Below are 14177 nucleotides of genomic sequence, written 5' to 3'. Positions count from 1 at the left end.
TCCGACCGCGCGCCTCAGCCCTCGGCGCGTTCGTTCAAGTGGTGCAGCAGCCTCGCCAGTTCCGCGACCTCGGCACGGTCCCAGTCCGCGAGCTTGCGGGCATAGCGTCCCCGGCGGGCGTCGCGGACGCTGCGGAAACGCGCGAGCCCTTCCTCCGTGAGGTGGACGAGCGAGGCGCGGCCGTCCGCCGGGTCGGTCTCCCTGGCCACCAGCCCGAGGCGCTCCAGAGCCCGCAGTTGGCGGCTCATGGTCGCCTTGCCCACCCCGATGTAGGCGGCGAGGTCCGTGGCACGCTGCCGCCCCGCCGACTCCAGCCGCACGAGCAGCCCGTAGGCAGCCGCCTCCAGGTCCGGATGGACCTCACGCGACATCTCTCCCGAACTGGCCCGCGCCCGGCGCAGGAAGACCGCCAACTCCCTCTCCAGGGCGAGGAACTCATGGTCCACACCATTCCCGGCCATCGCGCCGGGCCCACCATCGCTTCCGCTCCCGTGCACGTCAGCACCCCTCATGCGCTTTCCCGCCGATGAAACTTTCTTTCAGCTCCGGCCATCACCGCAGCTCGGCCAGTATTTCGCAGGCGTAGACCTACGGCAGTCGCCGGTCCCCCTTCCGGAGCACGGGTCTACGTGCGTAGCTTCATGAACGCCCTGGTTGGCATGCCCACACCACGGCGCTGCACCGCAGGAGTGTCCCGCACCCACTCCTGGGCCATGAGCTCCCCCCACCGAGCCCTCGGAGGCACCCAATGCCCGTGCACAGATCCGCGACCACGGCACCCCGCCGGCGCCACCTCCTCGCGGCGGGAACATTCCTCTCCGCACTCACCCTCCTGCTCACCCTGCCCGGCGCGGCCTCCGCCGCCGACACGGCCGCCGCCCCCGAGCGGGGCACGGCGAGGATGGGCCAGGGCGTCATCGCCCACGACGGCCAGGCAGGAGGCTCCTCGACCGGCACGAACGCCGTCCAGACCGAAGGCGTGGACGTCAGTGGCCACCAGGGCAACGTCGCCTGGTCGACCCTGTGGAACAGCGGCGTGAAGTGGGCCTACGTCAAGGCCACCGAGGGGACGTACTACAAGAACACGTACTTCACGCAGCAGTACAACGGCTCGTACAACGTCGGGATGATCAGGGGCACTTACCACTTCGCCACCCCGGACACGACCAGCGGCGCGGCCCAGGCGAACTACTTCGTGGACAACGGCGGCGGGTGGTCCAGGGACGGCAGGACGCTGCCCGGCGTGCTGGACATCGAGTGGAATCCGTACGGTGCGCAGTGCTACGGCAAGACCCAGGCCGGCATGGTCGCCTGGATCCGGGACTTCGTGAACACCTACAAGGCGCGCACCGGACGTGACCCGGTGATCTACACCGCGACCAGCTGGTGGAAGGACTGCACGGGCAACAACGCCGGCTTCGGCGCCACCAACCCGCTCTGGGTGGCCCGATACAACACCACGGTCGGCGAACTCCCGGCCGGCTGGAGCTACTACACGATGTGGCAGTACACGTCGTCGGGTCCGACGGTCGGCGACCACAACCACTTCAACGGCGCCCTCGACCGCGTGGTGGCACTCGCGAACGGCTGAGCCCCGCACGACGCGGAACCCGGGCCCCGGTGACCAGCTCCAGGTCACCGGGGCCCGACGTCGCCCCGAACCCCTCTATACATGCAGCGTATACATGCTGTGTATAGTCGCGCTGTGCCGCACCGCCGGTGTGTGGCCGAGCCATGGGGAAGTGACGCGCTGTGTCTGTTGTGCCCGGAAAGACGACGTCGTTCGGTTCGGGGTTGACCGCCGCGCTGGTGACGGTGCTCACTCTGACGCTCGGCGGATGCGCGATGGAGACGACCGCACCCGGATCCGCCCGCGCCGGGGCCGCCGCCGATGCCAAGGGGGCGTTCGGTCAGGTGGACTGCCGCAAGGCCAAGTGCATCGCGCTGACTTTCGACGCGGGGCCGGCGAAGGACACCCCGCGCCTCCTGGACGTGCTCAAGGAGAAGAAGGTGCCTGCCACGTTCTTCCTGCTGGGCGAGAACCATGTCCTGAAGCACCCGGAAACCGTGCGGCGCATCGCGGCCGAGGGACACGAGGTCGCCAATCACACCTGGTCCCACCAGATCCTGACGGAGAAAAAGCCCGCGGAGATACGGGCGGAGCTGGAGCGGACCCAGCTCGCGATCGAGGAGATCACCGGGAAGAGGCCCCGGTTGATGCGCCCCCCGCAGGGCCGCACCGACGACACCGTCTCCGGCGTCTGTGAGGAGCTCGGGCTCTCACAGGTCCTGTGGAGCGCGACCGCCAAGGACTACTCCACGAACGACTCCGCACTGATCAGGAAGCGGATACTCGACCAGGCCGGCAAGGACGGAGTCATCCTGCTGCACGACATCTACAAGGGGACGGTCCCCGCGGTCCCGGGCATCATCGACACGCTGAAGGAGCGCGGCTACACCTTCGTGACCGTCCCTCAGCTGATGGCCCCGGCGGAGCCCGTACCCGGCACGGTCTACCGCCCCTGACCCGCCCCGCGCGCGGAACGGGCCGCCCTCCGGAAGGAGGACGGCCCGTCCGTACCGGCCGTCGGCGTGATGCCGCGCCCGTCACGACGTGGCGCCTACGCGGCGGCCGGGATCCTGTCCCGCACCCCGGCCGAGGCCGGGGCGAGCGCGATCTCCAGCACCTGGCGGACGTCGGTCACCGGGTGGACCTCCAGGGTTTCGAGGACCTCGGCCGGGACGTCGTCCAGGTCGGCCTCGTTGCGCTGGGGGATCACCACGGTGGTGATGCCCGCGCGGTGGGCGGCCAGCAGCTTCTGCTTCAGACCGCCGATCGGCAGCACCCGTCCGGTCAGTGACACCTCGCCGGTCATCGCCACATCCGTACGGACCAGCCGTCCGGAGAGCAGCGAGGCCAGCGCGGTCGTCAGGGTGATGCCGGCGCTCGGGCCGTCCTTGGGGACCGCACCCGCCGGGAAGTGGATGTGCACACCCCGGTCCTTGAGGTCGGCGACCGGAAGCTCCAGCTCCGCCCCGTGCGAGCGCAGGAAGCTCAGGGCGATCTGCGCGGACTCCTTCATGACGTCGCCGAGCTGACCGGTCAGCGTGAGTCCGGACGCCCCGGTCTCCGGGTCGGCCAGCGACGCCTCGACGTACAGCACGTCGCCGCCCGCTCCGGTCACCGCGAGTCCGGTGGCCACACCCGGCACCGCGGTGCGGCGCTCGGCCGGGTCCTGGGCCGACTCCGGTACGTGGTGCGGCCGGCCGATCAGACCTCGCAGGTCCTGCTCGGACACCGTGAACGGGAGTTCCCGCTCACCCAGTTCGTGCTGGGCCGCGACCTTGCGGAGCAGCCGCGCGACGGCCCGCTCCAGGTTCCTCACCCCGGCCTCCCTGGTGTACTCACCCGCCAGCCTGCGCAGCGCGGACTCGTCGAGACCGACCTCGTCCTGCTGCAGACCGGCCCGCTCCAGCTGGCGCGGGAGCAGGTGGTCACGAGCGATGACGACCTTCTCGTCCTCGGTGTAGCCGTCCAGCGTGACCAGTTCCATCCGGTCGAGCAGGGCCTCCGGAATCGAGTCGAGGACATTGGCCGTGGCGAGGAACACGACGTCGCTGAGGTCGAGTTCGACCTCCAGGTAATGGTCGCGGAAGGTGTGGTTCTGCGCCGGGTCGAGCACTTCGAGCAGCGCCGCCGCCGGATCCCCCCGGTAGTCGGACCCGACCTTGTCGATCTCGTCGAGCAGGACGACCGGATTCATCGAACCTGCCTCCTTGATCGCGCGGACGATGCGCCCCGGAAGCGCGCCGACGTACGTACGCCGGTGGCCGCGGATCTCCGCCTCGTCCCGGACACCGCCGAGCGCGACCCGGACGAACTTGCGCCCCATGGCGTGTGCCACGGACTCACCTAGCGAGGTCTTTCCCACACCGGGAGGGCCCACCAGTGCCAGCACGGCGCCGCCGCGCCTGCCGCCGACGACACCCAGCCCTCGGCCGGCACGGCGCTTGCGCACGGCGAGGTACTCGGTGATGCGCTCCTTCACGTCCTGCAGACCCGCGTGTTCGGCGTCGAGGATCTCCTGGGCGCCCTTGATGTCGTAGGCGTCCTCGGTCCGCTCGGTCCAGGGCAGTTCCAGGACCGTGTCCAGCCAGGTGCGGATCCAGGAGCCCTCGGGGCTCTGGTCGGAGGAGCGCTCCAGCTTCTCGACCTCCTTGAGGGCCGCCTCCCGCACGTTCTCCGGGAGATCGGCGGCTTCGACACGGGCCCGGTAGTCGTCGGACTCGTCCGCGCCGGAACCGGGTCCGCCGTTGAGCTCGGAGAGCTCCTTGCGCACCGCGTCGAGCTGGCGCCTCAGCAGGAATTCGCGCTGCTGCTTGTCGACGCCCTCCTGGACGTCCTTGGCGATGGACTCGGCGACGTCCTGTTCGGCCAGGTGCTCGCCGAGCCACTGGATGGCCAGCTTCAGGCGGGCGACCGCGTCGACGGTCTCCAGCAGCTGGACCTTCTGGGCGATGGTGAGGAAGGGCGAGTAGCCGGAGTTGTCGGCGAGGGCGGAGACGTCATCGATCTGCTGGACCCGGTCCACGACCTGCCAGGCGCCGCGCTTCTTCAGCCAGCTGGTGGCGAGTGCCTTGTACTCCTTGGCGAGCTCGGCCACCGAGCCCGGCAGGGGGTCGGGCAGCGACACGTCGATCCGGGTGCCCTCCACCCACAGCGCGTTTCCGGGCCCGCTGGTCCCGGCTCCGATCCGCACCCGGTCACGGGCCCGGATGAGGGCGCCCGGATCACCGTCGGACAGCCGTCCGACCTGCTCGACGGTGCCCAGGACGCCGGTCCCGGTGTAGTTCCCGTCGATACGCGGCACGAGCAGCACCTCGGGCTTGCCGCCCCCGGGCCGCGCGACGGCCTGGGCGGCCTCAACGGCGGCGCGCACCTCCGCCTCCGACAGGTCGAGCGGCACCACCATTCCGGGCAGTACGACCTCGTCGTCGAGCGGCAGCACGGGCAGGTCGATCGGCGTGGACGACGTGGACGCGTTGGATCCTGCAGTCATGATCTCCCCTTAGGCAGGCAAGTTGAGCTATGCCGACTCAATGCTTATGAGCCGGGGAATGTTCCCCGCGGCGTGTTCGCTCTCAGCGATCACTCGCCCGTCCCTGCCGCCACCTGCGAAGCTCCGCGTATGAACGAAGTGACCAGCACCGAGGACAGAGGGGTCGCGGCGGACGGGACGATCCGCCGCGAGGGCGCGGTGGAACGCGTACCCGCGGAGTTCGCCCCGGTGGTCGAGGCGGCCCGCGCCGCCATCGCCGGCGCGTTCGGCCCGGACCGGCTGCACAGTGCCTACCTCTACGGCAGCATTCCCAGGGGCACGGCCATTCCCGGCGTGTCCGACCTGGATCTGCTGGTCGCCGTGCACGACGGGCCCACCGACTCGGACCGGGCGGCGGCCGAGGAGATCTCCGCCGCCCTGGATGCCGCCTTCCCCGTGATCGACGGCGTCGGCCTGCTGCTGCATCCCGTCCCGACCCTGCTGAGCGAACTGGAACGCGACGACGCGGGTTTCTTCATCGCCTGCCTCTGCACACCGCTGCTCGGCGAGGACCTGGCCGCACGCCTCCCGCACTACCGCCCCACCTCGCTGCTCGCCCGTGAGACCAACGGCGATCTGGAGCTCGCGCTCCCCCGCTGGCGCGCCCGTACGGCCGATGCCACGACCGACGAGGCCCGCCTGAGGCTGAGCCGGGGCGTCTCCCGCCGCCTCGTCCGGTCGGCGTTCACCCTGGTGATGCCGCGCTGGGGCGGCTGGACGAGCGACCTGCACCGGTCCGCCGAACTGTTCGCGCGCTACTACCCGGACCACCCGGAACGCGCCGCTCAGGTCCGCGCGGCCGCGACCACGGCACGGACTCCTTCGGCCGACCCGGCCGTACTGGCGATGCTCGTCGAGGACCTGACTCCCTGGCTGGCCGTCGAGTACACGGCGGTCCATGGCACGAAGGCACCCCGCCCCGAAGAGTGAGACCACGGTAATCCGCTGGTCCGGGCCTCGTCCGCGCGGAAGGATGGGCGACCGGAGACAGAACCGCGTGCCGGAGACCGGAGACCTCGCCCATGCCCGCCACAGATGCCCGCCGCCCCGTCGTCCTCGACCGGCGCGAGGGGCCGTTCGGCGAAGTCGTCCTGCGCGAGCGCGGCGACGTCTTCGAGATCATCGCCAACGGATGCTTCCTGATGGACACCTCCGACGGGCGTTCCGAGCGCCTGCTGGTCGACGCCGCGCTCGCCGCCCTGCCCGCCGCGCGGCCGGCCCCGTCGGTGCTGATCGGAGGACTCGGCGTCGGCTTCTCGCTGGTGCGCGCGGCCACCGAACCACGCTGGGGCCGGATCGCGGTCGTCGAGCGGGAGCAGGCCGTCGTGGACTGGCACCTCACCGGACCGCTCGGCCGGATCTCCGCCGCGGCGCTCGCCGATCCGCGGACGGAGATCCTCCGCACCGACCTCGTAGCCCACCTCAGCACGACCACGGAGCGTTACGACGCACTGTGCCTGGACATCGACAACGGCCCCGACTGGACCGTCACGCAGGGCAACGAAAGCCTCTATTCACCCTCGGGTCTCGCGGCCTGCCGCGCGCGTCTGACGCCCGGCGGAGTCCTCGCCGTCTGGTCCGCGCAGCCGTCCGCGGCCTTCGGGAGCGCTATGCGGAATGCCGGATTCCACGCAGTAAGGACCGAAGAAGTAGCCGTTGCCCGAGGTGTGCCGGACGTGGTCCATCTCGCACTTCGGAACCACTGAACCCCCACGGTGCACCCACATCCCTGCCCCATCATGGATGAGGCGGCACAAGTCCGTCCGTCCGTCCCCTTCCCGGGGGTAACACCTTCACGACGGTCAACACCCTGCGTAGCCGAGAGGCGTCCTCTGCCTTTACGCTGCTGACCGGCACAAGGGATCACCGACGAAAATCCACAAGCGATAACCGTGCCTCCGGGGGAATGGCCTCCGCGAGAACGGGCAGGGGCGGGGCGATGGAACAGACACACACCACCCACAACGGCGTCGCGGCCACCCCCGGGGCTCAGCGCCGGGTGCTGGTGGTCGAGGACGACGCGACGATCGTCGACGCCATTTCCGCCCGGCTGCGGGCCGAGGGCTTCCTGGTGCAGACGGCACTGGACGGGCCGGCGGCCGTTGACGCGGCCGAGGCCTGGCAGCCCGACCTGATGGTGCTCGACATCATGCTTCCCGGCTTCGACGGGCTCGAGGTCTGCCGCCGTGTGCAGGCCCAGCGCCCCGTGCCGGTGCTGATGCTCACCGCACGCGACGACGAGACCGACATGCTGGTCGGGCTCGGGGTCGGCGCCGACGACTACATGACCAAGCCGTTCTCCATGCGTGAGCTGGCGGCGCGGGTGCACGTCCTGCTGCGCCGGGTCGAGCGGGCGGCCCTGGCCGCGGTGACGCCGCGCAGCGGCATCCTGCGCCTCGGCGAGCTGGAGATCGACCACGCGCAGCGCCGGGTCCGGGTGCGCGCCGACGACGTCCACCTCACCCCGACCGAGTTCGACCTGTTGGTCTGCCTGGCCAACACACCCCGTGCGGTGCTCTCGCGTGAGCAGCTGCTGGCCGAGGTGTGGGACTGGGCGGACGCCTCCGGGACCCGCACGGTCGACAGCCACATCAAGGCCCTGCGCCGGAAGATCGGCGCCGAGCGGATCCGCACCGTGCACGGCGTCGGCTACGCCCTGGAGACCCCCGCGCCATGACCCGGCCCGGTTCCGGACTGCGGCCCTTCTCGATCAAGGCCAAGCTGGGCGCGCTCGTGGTGATCTCCGTGTTCATCACGACCGGGCTGCTCATCGTCGCCCTGCGGACCAGGACCGAGTTCCGGTTCATCACGGTCTTCTCCGTGATCGCCACCCTGCTGATCACCCAGTTCGTGGCGCACGGTCTGACAGCACCGCTGGACGAGATGCGCGCCGTCGCGCGGTCGATCTCGCACGGCGACTACACACGACGGGTGAGCGGCGCCGGGCGGCGTGACGAACTCGGCGACCTGGCGCAGACGATCAACCGCATGGCGGACGATCTGGAGGCGGAGGACCGGCACCGCAAGGAGCTGGTGGCCAACGTCTCCCATGAGCTGCGCACTCCGATCGCGGCGCTCAGAGCGGTCCTGGAGAACGTGGTGGACGGGGTGTCCGCGGCGGACCCCGAGACCATGCGTACGGCGTTGAAACAGACCGAACGCCTCGGCAGACTCGTGGAGACCCTCCTGGACCTGTCCCGGCTGGACCACGGTGTGCTGACGCTCAAGGCGCGCCGCTTCGAGGTCTGGCCGTACCTGTCAGGTGTGCTGAAGGAGGCGAATCTCGCCGCCTCCCAGCGCCGGCTCTCCTCCGGTTCGGGCAACCACTCCCGTACCGACGTCCATCTGCACCTCGACGTGTCGCCACCCGAGCTGACGGCGCACGCGGACGCGGAACGCCTGCACCAGGTCGTCGCCAATCTCATCGACAACGCCGTCAAGCACAGCCCGCCGCACGGCAGGGTCACGGTGCTGGCGCGGCGCGGGGAGCATCCCGAGTCGCTCGAGCTGGAGGTCGTCGACGAGGGGCCCGGCATCCCCGAGGCGGAGCGCCACCGGGTCTTCGAGCGCTTCAACCGCGGTCAGGCGCCGTCCCCGCACGGCCCGGGCAGCGACGGCGGGACCGGCCTGGGACTCGCGATCGCCCGCTGGGCGGTGGATCTGCACGGCGGGCGCATCGGGGTGGCCGAATCAGCCCGAGGCTGCCGCATACAGGTCACTCTTCCGGGGAACGCTCCAATGCACAGTTGACCTCGCGTTCGAAGCGGAGGGCCCCGTTTCTCCCTCCCGTCCGGGAAAGAGATACGGTCCAGGGGGTCGTATCTCCGGCCTCGCGTACCCGAAGGACAGCGGAACCCTGCTTGTTTCCCGCCATTTCATGCGCCGAAACCCGACTTCCGATGTGATGTGCACGACGAAGACCGGCCCGGCCTGCACGTAACGGCTCGGGGGGCGTAGCCTTGATTTCCGCTGTCCATCACCTTGTGAAGCGGAAGAGGGCGGTTGCCGCCGTGTCGTCTCAGTCCCCCAGTAACTCGAGCATCTCGACCGATCAAGAAGCGGGCACCGGGTCCAACCCGGCCGCCGCCTTCGGCCCCAATGAGTGGCTCGTCGACGAGATCTACCAGCAGTACCTCCAGGATCCCAATTCGGTCGACCGTGCCTGGTGGGACTTCTTCGCCGACTACAAGCCGGGTACTGCCGGCACGGCGGACAAGCCCGTCACCGCACCCGCGGGAGCGGGTACCCCGGCTCCGGCTCCGGCCGCGAACACCGTGAACAACGCGGCTCCGGCGCCGGCACCGACGGCGCCACCCGCCGCTCCGGCGAAGCCCGCGGCCGCTGCTCCGGCAGCTCCCGCGAAGGCTCCCGCCGCCCCTGCGAAGGCCGCGCCCGCCAAGGCGGCGCCGGCACCCGCGAAGGCGGAGGCGCCGGGCGGCCCGGAGTTCGTGACGCTGCGCGGCCCGTCGGCCGCCGTCGCGAAGAACATGAACGCCTCGCTGGAGCTGCCGACGGCCACGTCCGTCCGCGCGGTGCCGGTGAAGCTGCTCTTCGACAACCGCATCGTCATCAACAACCACCTGAAGCGGGCCCGCGGCGGGAAGATCTCCTTCACCCACCTCATCGGGTACGCGATGGTGCAGGCCCTCAAGGCCATGCCGTCGATGAACCACTCCTTCGCGGTGAAGGACGGCAAGCCGACCCTGGTCAAGCCGGAGCACGTGAACCTCGGCCTCGCCATCGACCTGGTGAAGCCGAACGGCGACCGCCAGCTCGTCGTCGCGGCCATCAAGAAGGCCGAGACGCTCAACTTCTTCGAGTTCTGGCAGGCCTACGAGGACATCGTCCGCCGTGCCCGCGTCGGCAAGCTCGGCATGGACGACTTCTCGGGCGTCACCGCCTCGCTGACCAACCCCGGCGGCATCGGCACCGTCCACTCGGTGCCGCGCCTGATGCCCGGACAGGGCCTCATCATGGGCGTCGGCGCGATGGACTACCCGGCGGAGTTCCAGGGCACCTCTCAGGACACCCTGAACAAGCTGGGCATCTCGAAGGTCATGACCCTGACCTCGACGTACGACCACCGGGTCATCCAGGGTGCCGCGTCCGGCGAGTTCCTGCGCGTCCTGGCCCAGCTCCTGCTCGGCGAGAACGAGTTCTACGACGAGATCTTCAAGGCGCTGCGGATCCCCTACGAGCCGGTCCGCTGGCTCAAGGACATCGACGCCTCGCACGACGACGACGTCACCAAGGCCGCACGGGTCTTCGAGCTGATCCACTCCTACCGGGTCCGCGGCCACGTCATGGCCGACACCGACCCGCTGGAGTACCGCCAGCGCAAGCACCCCGACCTGGACATCACCGAGCACGGCCTCACCCTGTGGGATCTGGAGCGCGACTTCGCGGTCGGCGGTTTCGCCGGCAAGACGATGATGAAGCTCCGCGACATCCTCGGTGTCCTGCGTGAGTCGTACTGCCGCACCACCGGCATCGAGTTCATGCACATCCAGGAGCCGAAGGAGCGCAAGTGGCTCCAGGACCGGGTGGAGCGTCCGCGCCCGGCCCCGGAGCGCGAGGAGCAGCTGCGGATCCTGCGCCGCCTCAACGCCGCCGAGGCGTTCGAGACGTTCCTGCAGACCAAGTACGTCGGCCAGAAGCGCTTCTCGCTGGAGGGCGGCGAGTCCGTCATCCCGCTGCTCGACGCGGTCATCGACTCCGCCGCCGAGGCCCGCCTCGACGAGGTCGTCATCGGCATGGCCCACCGCGGCCGGCTGAACGTCCTGGCGAACATCGTCGGCAAGTCGTACGCACAGATCTTCCGGGAGTTCGAGGGCAACCTCGACCCGCGGTCGATGCACGGCTCCGGCGACGTCAAGTACCACCTGGGCGCCGAGGGCACCTTCACCGGTCTGGACGGCGAGCAGATCAAGGTCTCGCTGGCCGCCAACCCCTCGCACCTGGAGGCCGTCGACCCGGTCCTCGAGGGCATCGCCCGCGCCAAGCAGGACATCATCAACAAGGGCGGCACGGACTTCACGGTCCTGCCGGTCGCGCTCCACGGCGACGCGGCCTTCGCGGGCCAGGGCGTCGTCGCCGAGACGCTCAACATGTCGCAGCTGCGCGGCTACCGCACCGGCGGCACCGTGCACGTGGTGATCAACAACCAGGTCGGCTTCACCGCCGCCCCGGAGTCCTCGCGTTCCTCGATGTACGCCACCGACGTGGCGCGCATGATCGAGGCGCCGATCATCCACGTCAACGGCGACGACCCGGAGGCCGTGGTCCGCGTCGCGCGGCTCGCCTTCGAGTACCGGCAGACGTTCAACAAGGACGTCGTCATCGACCTCATCTGCTACCGCCGCCGCGGTCACAACGAGGGCGACAACCCGGAGTTCACCAACCCGCAGATGTACACCCTGATCGACAAGAAGCGCTCGGTGCGCAAGCTGTACACCGAGTCCCTCATCGGTCGCGGCGACATCACGCTGGAGGAGGCCGAGCAGGCACTCCAGGACTTCCAGGGCCAGCTGGAGAAGGTCTTCGCGGAGGTCCGCGAGGCCACCTCGGCACCGTCCCAGCCGCATGTTCCGGACGTCCAGGCGGAGTTCCCGGTCTCGGTGGGCACCGCGGTGTCCTCGGAGGTCGTGAAGCTGATCGCCGAGTCGCAGGTCAACATCCCCGACGGCATCACGGTGCACCCGCGTCTGCTCCCGCAGATGCAGCGCCGCGCGGCCTCCGTGGACAACGGCACGATCGACTGGGGCATGGGCGAGACCCTCGCCATCGGCTCGCTGCTGATGGAGGGCACCCCGGTCCGGCTCGCCGGCCAGGACACCCGCCGCGGCACGTTCGGTCAGCGTCACGCCGTCCTCGTCGACCAGAAGACCGGCGAGGACTACACCCCGCTGCTCTACCTCTCCGACGACCAGGCCCGCTACAACGTCTACGACTCGCTGCTCAGCGAGTACGCGGCGATGGGCTTCGAGTACGGCTACTCGCTGGCCCGCCCGGAGTCCCTGGTGATCTGGGAGGCCCAGTTCGGTGACTTCGTCAACGGCGCCCAGACCGTCGTGGACGAGTTCATCTCCTCCGCCGAGCAGAAGTGGGGCCAGACGTCCGGCGTCACCCTCCTGCTCCCGCACGGCTACGAGGGCCAGGGCCCGGACCACTCGTCCGCCCGCCCGGAGCGTTTCCTGCAGATGTGCGCGCAGGACAACATGACGGTCGCGATGCCGACCCTGCCGTCGAACTACTTCCACCTCCTGCGCTGGCAGGTGCACAACCCGCACCACAAGCCGCTGATCGTCTTCACGCCGAAGTCGATGCTGCGGCTCAAGTCGGCCGCTTCGAAGGTCGAGGAGTTCACCACCGGCGGCTTCCGCCCGGTGATCGGCGACGAGACGGTCAACGCCGAGGCGGTCCGCAAGGTCGTCTTCGTGTCCGGGAAGCTCTACTACGACCTGGACGCCGAGCGCGAGAAGCGTGGCGACACGGAGACGGCGATCATCCGTCTGGAGCGCCTGTACCCGCTGCCGGGTGCGGAGATCCAGGCCGAGATCGCCAAGTACCCGAACGCCGAGAAGTACCTCTGGGCCCAGGAGGAGCCGGCGAACCAGGGTGCGTGGCCGTTCATCGCGCTCAACCTGATCGACCACCTGGACCTGGCCGTCGGCGCCGACGTGCCGCACGGCGAGCGCCTGCGGCGCATCTCGCGCCCGCGCGGTTCGTCCCCGGCGGTCGGTTCGGCCAAGCGTCACCAGGCCGAGCAGGCCCAGCTGGTCGCCGAGGTCTTCGAGGCCTGATCAGCGGCTGTACGTCACCGGAGGACCCGGCCCCGCGAGCATCTCGCGGGGCCGGGTCCTCCGGCGTTCCGGCCTCGTTATTCTGGTCGCATGTACTTCACGGACCGTGGCATCGAGGAACTGGAGAAGCGGCGCGGCGAGGAGGAGGTCACCTTCGAGTGGCTCGCCGAGCAGCTCCGCACGTTCGTCGACCTCAACCCCGACTTCGAGGTCCCCGTCGAACGGCTCGCTACCTGGCTGGCACGGCTGGACGACGAGGACGAGGACGACTAGTCACCGCCCGCCGCCGCCCTGGTTCCTGAAGCGGTCGTACGCGAACCCCAGCAGGCCCTGCACGAGAAGGACCAGCCCTGCGGCGATCCACCCGCCGCTGCGCCGGCGGACCCCCCACAGGGCCAGCGGCAGGCCCGTGGCGACCTGAGCCGTGGCCACCGCACGCGCCCTCGGACCGATCACCCAGGGGCCGAGGCTGCCGCTCTCGACGGCGTCGAGTTCCTCGCGCACGGCGTCGCGCCAGCCGGCCCATTCGATCTGCTCCGCCTCCGGATGGATCCCGGCGACCGAGCGCAGCCGGTCGGCCGGCTCGCCGGGCGACAGACCGGGTGGCATCTCCACCCCTGCCCGGGTGAGCACGGCGAGCAGTCCCCGCAGCCGGGCGTCGGCATCCGTCTCCGGGTCCGCGCGGGTGAGGGCCTCCAGCGCCTGGACGTCGGTGACGGGGTCCAGGCCGAGCCGGAGGGCAGACGTCCGCATGGCTTCGTCCTCGGCGGCCGGGGTGCCGTCGGCCAGCCAGATGTAGCCGACCGGACGGCGGAAGCCCGAGGCGAGGGTGTACCCGGACCGGTCGCCGTCCCACCACAGGGCGAGCACCGGCCAGGTGGAGCCCACCGCGAGGGCGGTGGCCCAGCCGCCGACGACGCGGTCGACGGGCTCCGGGCCGCCGCCGTCGGCCGGTGCTCCGCCACCCACGTGCCCGTCCCTCCGCCATGGCTTCCCCTCGGGGACGAGCACGCTCCACCCCTCTCCGGCGGGCAGGAGCAGCATGCTCTCCCGAAGGAGACGGGCCACGGGCCGTACGGTCTCGGGGTCGGCCCGGCACAGCAGCAGGGCGCCCACGGATGTCGCGGTCATGCCCTCACGCTAGGGCAATTCGGCAATAAACGAACCATTTAGCTCCATTTCCCCTCCCTCCTCCTTCGTGGCGCCACCTCGCCACCCCCCGTCGCCCCACGCGAGCACCCTTTCGATTCACCCTTGACTTTGCCGATCCGCGATA

Annotated in this window: 11 protein-coding genes; 8 read left to right on the top strand and 3 right to left on the bottom strand. The window is 70.1% G+C overall.

The features are described 5' to 3' along the window. Nucleotides 1-14: 14 nt before the first annotated feature. The gene (locus tag JOC24_RS23260) at nucleotides 15-461 is read right to left on the bottom strand and encodes a MarR family winged helix-turn-helix transcriptional regulator (protein WP_205022317.1); all 447 of its coding nucleotides are present in this window, start codon (nucleotides 459-461) and stop codon (nucleotides 15-17) included. 287 nt (nucleotides 462-748) lie between these two features. Here JOC24_RS23260 and JOC24_RS23255 point away from each other — a divergent pair, with 287 nt between their 5' ends. Both JOC24_RS23255 and JOC24_RS23250 read left to right on the top strand, forming a co-directional pair. After that, nucleotides 749-1591 (top strand): lysozyme, encoded by an 843-nt coding sequence (locus JOC24_RS23255; protein ID WP_205022316.1) that lies wholly within the window; start codon nucleotides 749-751, stop codon nucleotides 1589-1591. A 254-nt stretch (nucleotides 1592-1845) separates the two neighbouring features. After that, complete coding sequence (locus JOC24_RS23250; protein WP_239580881.1) at nucleotides 1846-2526, top strand: polysaccharide deacetylase family protein; 681 nt, start codon at nucleotides 1846-1848, stop codon at nucleotides 2524-2526. A gap of 95 nt (nucleotides 2527-2621) precedes the next feature. Here JOC24_RS23250 and lon read toward each other — a convergent pair whose 3' ends face one another. Then, nucleotides 2622-5060, bottom strand: coding sequence for an endopeptidase La (lon, locus tag JOC24_RS23245; RefSeq protein WP_205022315.1), 2439 nt, complete (start codon nucleotides 5058-5060; stop codon nucleotides 2622-2624). A gap of 129 nt (nucleotides 5061-5189) precedes the next feature. Between lon and JOC24_RS23240 the strand changes: the two genes are divergently transcribed. From JOC24_RS23240 to JOC24_RS23215, 6 genes are all read left to right on the top strand, one after another. Then, nucleotides 5190-6029 (top strand): nucleotidyltransferase domain-containing protein, encoded by an 840-nt coding sequence (locus JOC24_RS23240; protein ID WP_205022314.1) that lies wholly within the window; start codon nucleotides 5190-5192, stop codon nucleotides 6027-6029. A 92-nt stretch (nucleotides 6030-6121) separates the two neighbouring features. Continuing rightward, nucleotides 6122-6805 (top strand): spermidine synthase family protein, encoded by a 684-nt coding sequence (locus tag JOC24_RS23235; RefSeq protein WP_205022313.1) that lies wholly within the window; start codon nucleotides 6122-6124, stop codon nucleotides 6803-6805. 233 nt (nucleotides 6806-7038) lie between these two features. Then, on the top strand, nucleotides 7039-7776 hold the full coding sequence (locus JOC24_RS23230; protein WP_014154105.1) for a response regulator transcription factor: 738 nt from the start codon (nucleotides 7039-7041) through the stop codon (nucleotides 7774-7776). Next, nucleotides 7773-8849, top strand: coding sequence for a HAMP domain-containing sensor histidine kinase (locus JOC24_RS23225; protein WP_205022312.1), 1077 nt, complete (start codon nucleotides 7773-7775; stop codon nucleotides 8847-8849). Before JOC24_RS23230 ends, JOC24_RS23225 begins: the two co-directional genes overlap by 4 nt. A 260-nt stretch (nucleotides 8850-9109) precedes the next feature. Next, complete coding sequence (locus JOC24_RS23220; RefSeq protein ID WP_205022311.1) at nucleotides 9110-12901, top strand: multifunctional oxoglutarate decarboxylase/oxoglutarate dehydrogenase thiamine pyrophosphate-binding subunit/dihydrolipoyllysine-residue succinyltransferase subunit; 3792 nt, start codon at nucleotides 9110-9112, stop codon at nucleotides 12899-12901. A 90-nt stretch (nucleotides 12902-12991) separates the two neighbouring features. Beyond that, nucleotides 12992-13174, top strand: coding sequence for a DUF6104 family protein (locus tag JOC24_RS23215; protein ID WP_031091411.1), 183 nt, complete (start codon nucleotides 12992-12994; stop codon nucleotides 13172-13174). Here the strand turns inward: JOC24_RS23215 and JOC24_RS23210 are convergent, their stop codons facing one another. Beyond that, nucleotides 13175-14032 carry an aldo-keto reductase family protein gene (locus JOC24_RS23210; RefSeq protein ID WP_205022310.1) on the bottom strand — a complete coding sequence of 286 codons (858 nt, stop codon included), beginning with the start codon at nucleotides 14030-14032 and terminating at the stop codon, nucleotides 13175-13177. Between the last annotated feature and the right edge of the window lie 145 nt (nucleotides 14033-14177).

Source organism: Streptomyces sp. HB132 (genome assembly GCF_016909575.1).
Classification (GTDB): domain Bacteria; phylum Actinomycetota; class Actinomycetes; order Streptomycetales; family Streptomycetaceae; genus Streptomyces.
This window is presented reverse-complemented; position numbering and strand designations above follow the sequence as displayed.